This window comes from Mangrovimonas sp. TPBH4 (genome assembly GCF_001280505.1).
GTDB lineage: Bacteria > Bacteroidota > Bacteroidia > Flavobacteriales > Flavobacteriaceae > Mangrovimonas_A.
Map to the genome: position 1 here is coordinate 1 of NZ_LBIO01000070.1, position 675 is coordinate 675.

The following is a 675-nucleotide window of genomic DNA, read 5'->3' on the forward strand; positions in this document are numbered from 1 at the left end:
ACAACGGTTTGTGTATAGTTTCGTTGCGTGAAAATCCGCAGGATTTTCGGGTTAAGAAACTAAGATAATAAAGTTGCGAGGATTTTCCGTGAGGAAAATCGGAAGCAATGAATTATACACTGTGTTGGCGGTTGTTTTTATTTTTCTATGTAAGTTATTCCTAGTACATCATCGTTATCAGGAACAAGAGTTCTTTCAACTCCGTTGATCAGGATGATAATTTTTTTGGGTATATCCTTTTTTCGAGGAGCCCAAGTGCCACATGTTGCATTTTTGGGTAATTCTCTCCTTAATGAAGGCACAAGTAACATATTTGTAATTGAAATTGAATCTGTCGAAGTTTTAAGGTGATAGTTGATTTCTACGGGAAAATATCCCATTGCATTTATTTTAATTTTAATTTTTTCATTAATCGAATTAGTAAAATCAATGCTGAGACTCTCACTTTGATTTTTATCAAAAGCAATGCGTTTGCCGAATGAGTCCATAATTTCTATTGAAGTCAGAAAGTCAAGATTGTCATTGTCTTTTGTGACCAATTCAACATTTATTTGTGTACAAAACGATGCTGTTGTAGTAAGGAAGAGTATAGAAAAAAGAAGTAGTGTTTTCATTTTTTAATTACCGCCAACGGTTTGTGTATAGTTTCGTTGCGTGAAAATCCGCAGGATTTTC

1 protein-coding gene is annotated in these 675 nt (G+C 33.9%); it reads right to left on the reverse strand.

Features of this window, described 5'->3' with window-relative positions:
- Nucleotides 1–137: 137 nt before the first annotated feature.
- Entirely contained in the window at nt 138–614 is a 477-nt protein-coding gene (locus tag ZA05_RS17845) for a hypothetical protein (RefSeq protein WP_053993042.1), read from the reverse strand.
- Nucleotides 615–675: the final 61 nt, after the last annotated feature.